Source organism: Jannaschia seosinensis, from assembly GCF_001408515.1.
GTDB lineage: Bacteria > Pseudomonadota > Alphaproteobacteria > Rhodobacterales > Rhodobacteraceae > Jannaschia > Jannaschia seosinensis.
Genome location: NZ_CYPR01000071.1, coordinates 1 through 5,819 on the forward strand (window position 1 = coordinate 1; position 5,819 = coordinate 5,819).

6 protein-coding genes and 2 pseudogenes are annotated in these 5,819 nt (G+C 62.7%); 3 read left to right on the top strand and 5 right to left on the bottom strand.

Annotated elements, in window-relative coordinates; all coding sequences use genetic code 11:
• A partial coding sequence (locus JSE7799_RS06235) for an IS6 family transposase (RefSeq protein ID WP_144431585.1) occupies positions 1-462 on the bottom strand: 462 nt, incomplete at its 3' end.
• A gap of 57 nt (positions 463-519) precedes the next feature.
• Here JSE7799_RS06235 and JSE7799_RS21585 point away from each other — a divergent pair.
• A pseudogene (locus JSE7799_RS21585) lies at positions 520-651 on the top strand (IS630-like element ISAli3 family transposase); the annotation flags it as partial.
• 165 nt (positions 652-816) lie between these two features.
• On the opposite strand, the gene JSE7799_RS06240 reads toward JSE7799_RS21585, so the two are convergent.
• The 3 genes from JSE7799_RS06240 to JSE7799_RS06250 all read right to left on the bottom strand — a co-directional run bounded on the left by JSE7799_RS06240 (position 817) and on the right by JSE7799_RS06250 (position 4,433).
• Positions 817-1,995 (bottom strand): PRC-barrel domain-containing protein, encoded by a 1,179-nt coding sequence (locus JSE7799_RS06240; RefSeq protein WP_055662857.1) that lies wholly within the window; start codon positions 1,993-1,995, stop codon positions 817-819.
• 253 nt (positions 1,996-2,248) lie between these two features.
• On the bottom strand, positions 2,249-2,953 hold the full coding sequence (locus JSE7799_RS06245; protein WP_055662858.1) for an IS6 family transposase: 705 nt from the start codon (positions 2,951-2,953) through the stop codon (positions 2,249-2,251).
• Positions 2,954-3,206: 253 nt separating this feature from the next.
• Positions 3,207-4,433 carry a permease gene (locus JSE7799_RS06250; protein ID WP_055662859.1) on the bottom strand — a complete coding sequence of 409 codons (1,227 nt, stop codon included), beginning with the start codon at positions 4,431-4,433 and terminating at the stop codon, positions 3,207-3,209.
• Between the two features lie 210 nt (positions 4,434-4,643).
• Between JSE7799_RS06250 and JSE7799_RS06255 the strand changes: the two genes are divergently transcribed.
• On the top strand, positions 4,644-4,934 hold the full coding sequence (locus JSE7799_RS06255; protein ID WP_055662860.1) for a cupin domain-containing protein: 291 nt from the start codon (positions 4,644-4,646) through the stop codon (positions 4,932-4,934).
• A gap of 119 nt (positions 4,935-5,053) precedes the next feature.
• Here JSE7799_RS06255 and JSE7799_RS21590 read toward each other — a convergent pair.
• Positions 5,054-5,167 (bottom strand): annotated as a pseudogene (locus tag JSE7799_RS21590) (IS6 family transposase); the annotation flags it as partial.
• A 223-nt stretch (positions 5,168-5,390) separates the two neighbouring features.
• Between JSE7799_RS21590 and JSE7799_RS06260 the strand changes: the two are divergent.
• Positions 5,391-5,819, top strand: a 429-nt coding sequence (locus tag JSE7799_RS06260; RefSeq protein WP_144431586.1) for an IS6 family transposase, incomplete at its 3' end; no start/stop codon positions are given.

The window sequence follows — 5,819 nt, forward strand, 5'->3', positions numbered from 1 at the left end:
CATGCCGAGGTCCTTCAGGACCGCGCCGTAGGAGCGAAGCTTGTCCGTCACGAGGACATCTGCTCGGCCGTGCTTCTTCATTGCTTTTCTGAGGAATTTCAGCGCAGCCTTCTTGTCCCGCGTCTTCGTGACGAAGCTTTCCAGCACTTCGCCCTCATGATCGACCGCCCGCCAGAGGTAGTGCTGCTCGCCGTTGATCTTCACGAACATCTCGTCGAGGTGCCAGCGCCAGCGGCTCGATTGCATACCTTCGATCCGACGCTTGCGGTTCTCGCCCGCGAATAGCGGCCCGAAGCGATGCCTCCAGAAGCGCACCGTCTCGTGGCTGACGTCGACGCCGCGCTCGTGCAGCAGATCCTCGACGTTCCGCAGCGACAGCGGGAAACGGACGTACATCATCACCGCCAGTCGGATGATCTCGGAGCTGGTCTTGAAGTACTTGAAGGGGCTGCGCTTGGTCATGCGACGAAGCTATCCAGCCGCCCGCTCCGCCTCAAGCGAAGTTCTTCTGACAAGGCCCTCGCGAACCGCGTCTTCGAGAGCTACGACGCCATCGTCGGCGCCTGCTGCGAGGCGTGGAACGCGCTCATCGCAATCCCGGAGCGGGTCGCCTCGATAACCTCCCGAGATTGGGCGAAGGTCAGCGGATGATGCCGTTGGTATCAGACACCTCTGCCGGCGCATTTCATCGGTCGGCCAATCCAATCGCTCGCTCTCCCCCCGGCTCGACCATACGCGGCCACGAAATGCACCTGACAAAAAGCGGCCCCGCCCATGGAGGGCGAGGCCGTCATTTCACTGCGGGTGGAGGGAGTCTTACTCGAAGCGGTCGTAGTCGAACTCATCCAACTCGCCAACTTCCCGTTCATCATAGGGCATGTCGTAATACGGCGAGCCCGCATCGAAGCCGTAGCCGGCATCGTAGCCGTAATACGGATAGGCCCGATATCCACCGCCGTAGCCGGCATTCGGCTGAACGACCACAGCCGCCACCTGCCCGTCGTGCAGAAGCAGGTCGCTAATGTAGCCGTAATTGCCGTAGACGTCCCCGTCGCGAATGCGGGCGTAGTCGCCGATTAGTTCTGAGGCGCGCCACCCACGCACGACCTCGGCGTCGTCCACGCCGCTGATGCCTTCGCCCGCCGCCGCGACGGCCGAGAACACCTCTTGCTCGAAGCCGTAATCGTCGACCGTCTCCTCAGTCACCGGGAGGATGATCCCGTCGCCGAGTTCGGTCATCGCGACTTCGTCATACGGCACACTGACATGCGTGTCGCCGATGTCCCAGAACCCGCCGACCTCGGCCACGATCGCAACGATCCGTCCGTCCGGGCCGATGATGATGTCCTCGACCTCGCCGATTTCCTCACCGTTTATCCCGTAGACCTCCATCTCGTCGATGAAGTCTTCGGCGCTGAACCCCTCGGCGTAGAGATCGTCGTAGGTCCAGTCGTTGAGCGAGACCACTTCGGCCTCAAGCGTGTCCGTCGTTGCGTAGTCCGCGGTCCAGAATTCCCCGACCATCTCGTATTCGGCCTGGGTCACGACGAGGTCGTCGTCGGCATCGTAGACGTCGTAGAGAACGGTGACGAATTGCTCCTCACCGAGATCGCCGCCGGCGCCCCAGGTATCGTAGAGTTCTGTCTGGCCCAGACCGGTGGCGAATTCGTCCGCGACCAGTTCGGCATCGGCATCCAGATCGAGATCGCTGTAGCCGATCGGCTCATAGTCGCCGAACCACGTGCTCCACCCTTCGGTGTATTCCACGTCGGTCAGGATTTCGTCGTCGTCCACGTCCCAAGCATCGTAGACGCCCACGTAGAACTCGTCTTCGTCAATGACCAGGTCGGCGTCCGCATCCCAGTAGGGGAACAATTCGCGACTGAACACGCCGAACTCGGCTGAGCTCAACTCAAGGTTATTGTCTTGGTCGATGTCGCTGTAAGTCCAGGTCTGCGCAAGCGCCGGAGCGCCGGCCACCAAAATCAGCGCCATCGCCGTGGAACAGGTTCGCGTTGTACGCACCATCATTCTTCTCCCTATTGTTTACCGAGCCGGCGCAGCGTCGCGTGGTGCGACCACAAGCCGCGAAACACGGCTCGCCGATCCTGCCACCCCAACGGTCGCAACGCACACGCGGTTCCCGTTTCAGTTGCATGCTCGAGGTGAACGATGTTCCCAGGAAGCCCAGAGGGAGGTGCTGGCAGACTAATACGAACCAGTCTCAGGAAGGGCAGGGGCCTGACCATTATCCTGCGCAAAGACCGCGCCACTCGGCGAGAGCGGCGGTGCGGTTGGTCTTGAAGATGTCTCGGCTGGAGAGGCTGCGTTCCTGGTTGAAGTGGTTCGAGACGGAGGCGTGGACGGCGGCGAACTTCTGCAGACTTCGCATCCGCCGGAAGCGCTGCATGGCCCTCTCGCGTCGTCGGAACGGCAGGTGCGAATTCTCCGTGCGGTTGTTCAGCCACCGACCGGTCTCCTGCCGGTCCGTCATGCCGAGGTCCTTCAGAGCCGCACCGTAGGAGCGAAGCTTGTCCGTCACGAGGACATCTGCTCGCCCGTGCTTCTTCAGTGCTTTTCTGAGGAATTTCAGCGCAGCCTTCTTGTCCCGCGTCTTCGTGACGAAGCTTTCCAGCACTTTGCCCTCATGATCGACCGCCCGCCAGAGGTAGTGCTGCTCGCCGTTGATCTTCACGAACATCTCGTCGAGGTGCCAGCGCCAGCGGCTCGATTTCATACCCTCGATGCGTCGCTTGCGGATCTCACCGGCGAACATCGGGCCGAAGTGATGCCACCAGAAGCGCACCGTCTCGTGGCTGACGTCGACGCCGCGCTCGTGCAGCAGATCTTCGACGTTCCGCAGCGACAGCGGGAAGCGGACATACATCATCACCGCCAGGCGAATGATCTCGGAGCTGGTCTTGAAGTACTTGAAGGGGCTGCGCTTGGTCATGCGGGGAGCCTAGCCAGCCGCCTGCTCCGCCTCAAGCGAAGTTCTTCTGACAAGGCCCGGCTGGGTCATGTTCAGACGCTAGATGGCGCGTTGCCCCGTCTCAAGCCACGTTCCTCTGACAGAGGCCCCGGCGGGATTTCCAACGCCATCGTGGCGGCCACCGGTCCAGAAGAAGGTCGGCGCCACGCCCAGCGCCTACCGGGCAAGGTTCGGAACGGGGTCGGGCCGCGCAGGCGACGCGGAGCCGGGTCGCTCAGCCAAACGCCTGTCCACCCCCATCCCCGCCGACAAAGAGCCCGACCACCAGCCAGGCATAGGCCGCCAGCGCCAGCACGAATAGCGTCTTCTCCAGCGCCCCCTTCCCGAGCGCGAAGGGCCAGCCGCTGCGCTTCACCTTCCATCCGACGAAGGCGAGCGTCAGCGCGAGGAAGGCCATGTTGAGCCAGAACGTGTAGTCGATCGCAAAGAACTCGCGCTCGGTCACCGACTTCGCCTGGTCGGCCGAGGGCAGTAGCCCGAGAAACGCGAAGCCGTAATGCAAGAGCAGCGCGGTCGCGACCAGCACCACGAGAAAGACGCCGAGGATGTAGAGCGCCATCTTCCAGCCGTAGTACTTCGCGTTCACCCTCAGGACCGGGATCACCACGAGGTCGGAGAAGATGAAGGCCATGATCCCCGCGAAGGCGACGCCGTTGCCGTAGAGCACTGCGGCGAGCGGGATGTTCCCCATGGAGCCAATGAAGGTGAAGAAGGCCGCGAGCGGGCCGACGAGCGCCTGCGCGACGAGATCGAGGAAGCCCGGATCGTCCCCGCCGATGAAGAGCGTCTCGAAGAAGGATCGCGGGACGAAGGCTGCGATGATCCCGGCGACGGTGAAGCCGACGGTGACATCCTTCCAGACCATGGCCCATTCCATGAAGTAGCGCTCTGCCACCTCGCCCCAGTTCTCGCGCGAGCGGAGCTTCTCGCGCCAATTCGCGTCGTCGTTCCCCTCTTCTTCCTCGTCGCCTTGGCTCTCCTGCGCCCTCTCGCGCGCCTCCTCGATCGGCGCGAAGCGCCCCGTGAGCCGAACGACCGCCCACATCAGCAGGATCAGGAGGACGCCGCCGACGTACTCTCCAACGACGAACTGCCAGCCGAGGAAGATGGCGATGAGGATGCCCAGCTCGATCACAAGGTTAGTGGAGGAGAGCAGGAAGGCCATGGCCGGCACGAACCCCGCCCCCTTGGCGAAGAGCGCCCGCGCGCCCGACAGCGCGGCAAAGCTGCACGACGAGCTGACGAAGCCGAAGAACGTGCCGAGCGCGACCGAGCGGGGGCCCGCCTCGCCCATCGCGCGCCGCATCCGCGCGCGGGTGACGAAGACCTGGATCATGGACGAGATCGTGTAGCCGAGCGCGAAGGCCCAGAAGGCGGTCCAGAACAGGCCCACCGCCGTCGTCGCGGCCTCGTGCCATCCCTCGAGGAATGTCTGCTCCATGATGTCCTGCCCTTCCCTGACTGTCGCTGCCGTCCGATGGCGCTCGTATGCCCCTTAGCCCGGTTCCAACCTGAGGATGGACGGCATGAAGAAGGCCAATCGAAGGTGCCGCCGGGAACGGCGCAAGCTTTGCGCTGGACTTTGGTCAATGGCAACCAAGATGGATTCGGGGAGGATGCCCGCCCCATTTGAGATCGAGGAGGATCGACCATGACCAGATACGAGTTTGTGGCCCGCGCGCACGCTGAGGGCTACAGCCCCCCAAAGGAGGTAACCTTCGCGCCCTCGACTCGAAGCGAGCCGCACACCCACGATCAGCTCTCTTTCGTCTACGTTGTCGCTGGGACTTTCATCCTAAATACGGACCGCGCCGCGCCGGCCTATCAGCCCGGCGAGACCTGCCTGCTGGACGCGAACGTAGCTCATGCTGAGGAAGCCGGACCGCAGGGCGCGACGATCCTTGTCGCCCGGAAGTCCGGCCGCGTAGCCGAAACCGGCTAGTTTCGTAGTCGCCTCGACTGCTCTACATGGCACAGCTCCGCGACATTGTTCTTGCTGGGGCTAGTTTACCCATGCCTGGCAGGGCAAAGACCTCGACGACGGACTGAAACGATGGCTCTAAAAAAACGGTCGGTCTCGCTAGTGACGTCGATACCGTGCCCGTGGAGATGATTCTCGACGTCTTGGAGCGACAGCGGTAAGCGGACGTTGAGCATGACCGCCAAGCGGATGATCTCCGGGGACGTTTAGGTGTGTCACATCCCGGAAGGTAATATGGCTGTTTCTTGAACAGCTCTGGCTTGATTTTGTGCCAGTCCTTCATGGCCTGCAAGGGCGCCTTGCTGGCCAACGCTGATTGCGGGAGCTGCTGGTTGTAGAGCCAGACATATCGGTGGAGCGTGGTCTCCAGGGCACTGTCGGGTTGATGGCGTCATGGAAGGCCGGTAGCTCGCTTGGATGCTGAACCTCGACGATCTCTCCCGCCTCAAGGGGAACCGCTTTCCACGCACCGTCATCGGATACGCCGTCTGGGCGTACCACCGTTTCGCCCTGAGCCTGCGAGATGTCGAAGACCTTCTGCCCGAGCGGGGCGTCGCCGTTTCCCATGAGACGATACGGGTGTGGGTCGCGAAGTTCGGGACACAGTTCGCCGCGAAGATCCGACGCGATCGGCCCTGGCCAGCCGACAAGTGGCATCTCGACGAGGTCGTACTCAAGATCAACGGCACGAAGCATTGGTTGTGGCGGGCAATCGACGCGAAAGGCCACGTCTTGGACATCCTCGTGCAGTCATGCCGCGACGCCGCGGCCGCGAAGCAGTTCATGCGCAAGCTCTTCAAGGGTGGTGTCAGATCAATTCGAACCAGTCTCAGGAAGGGCAGGGGG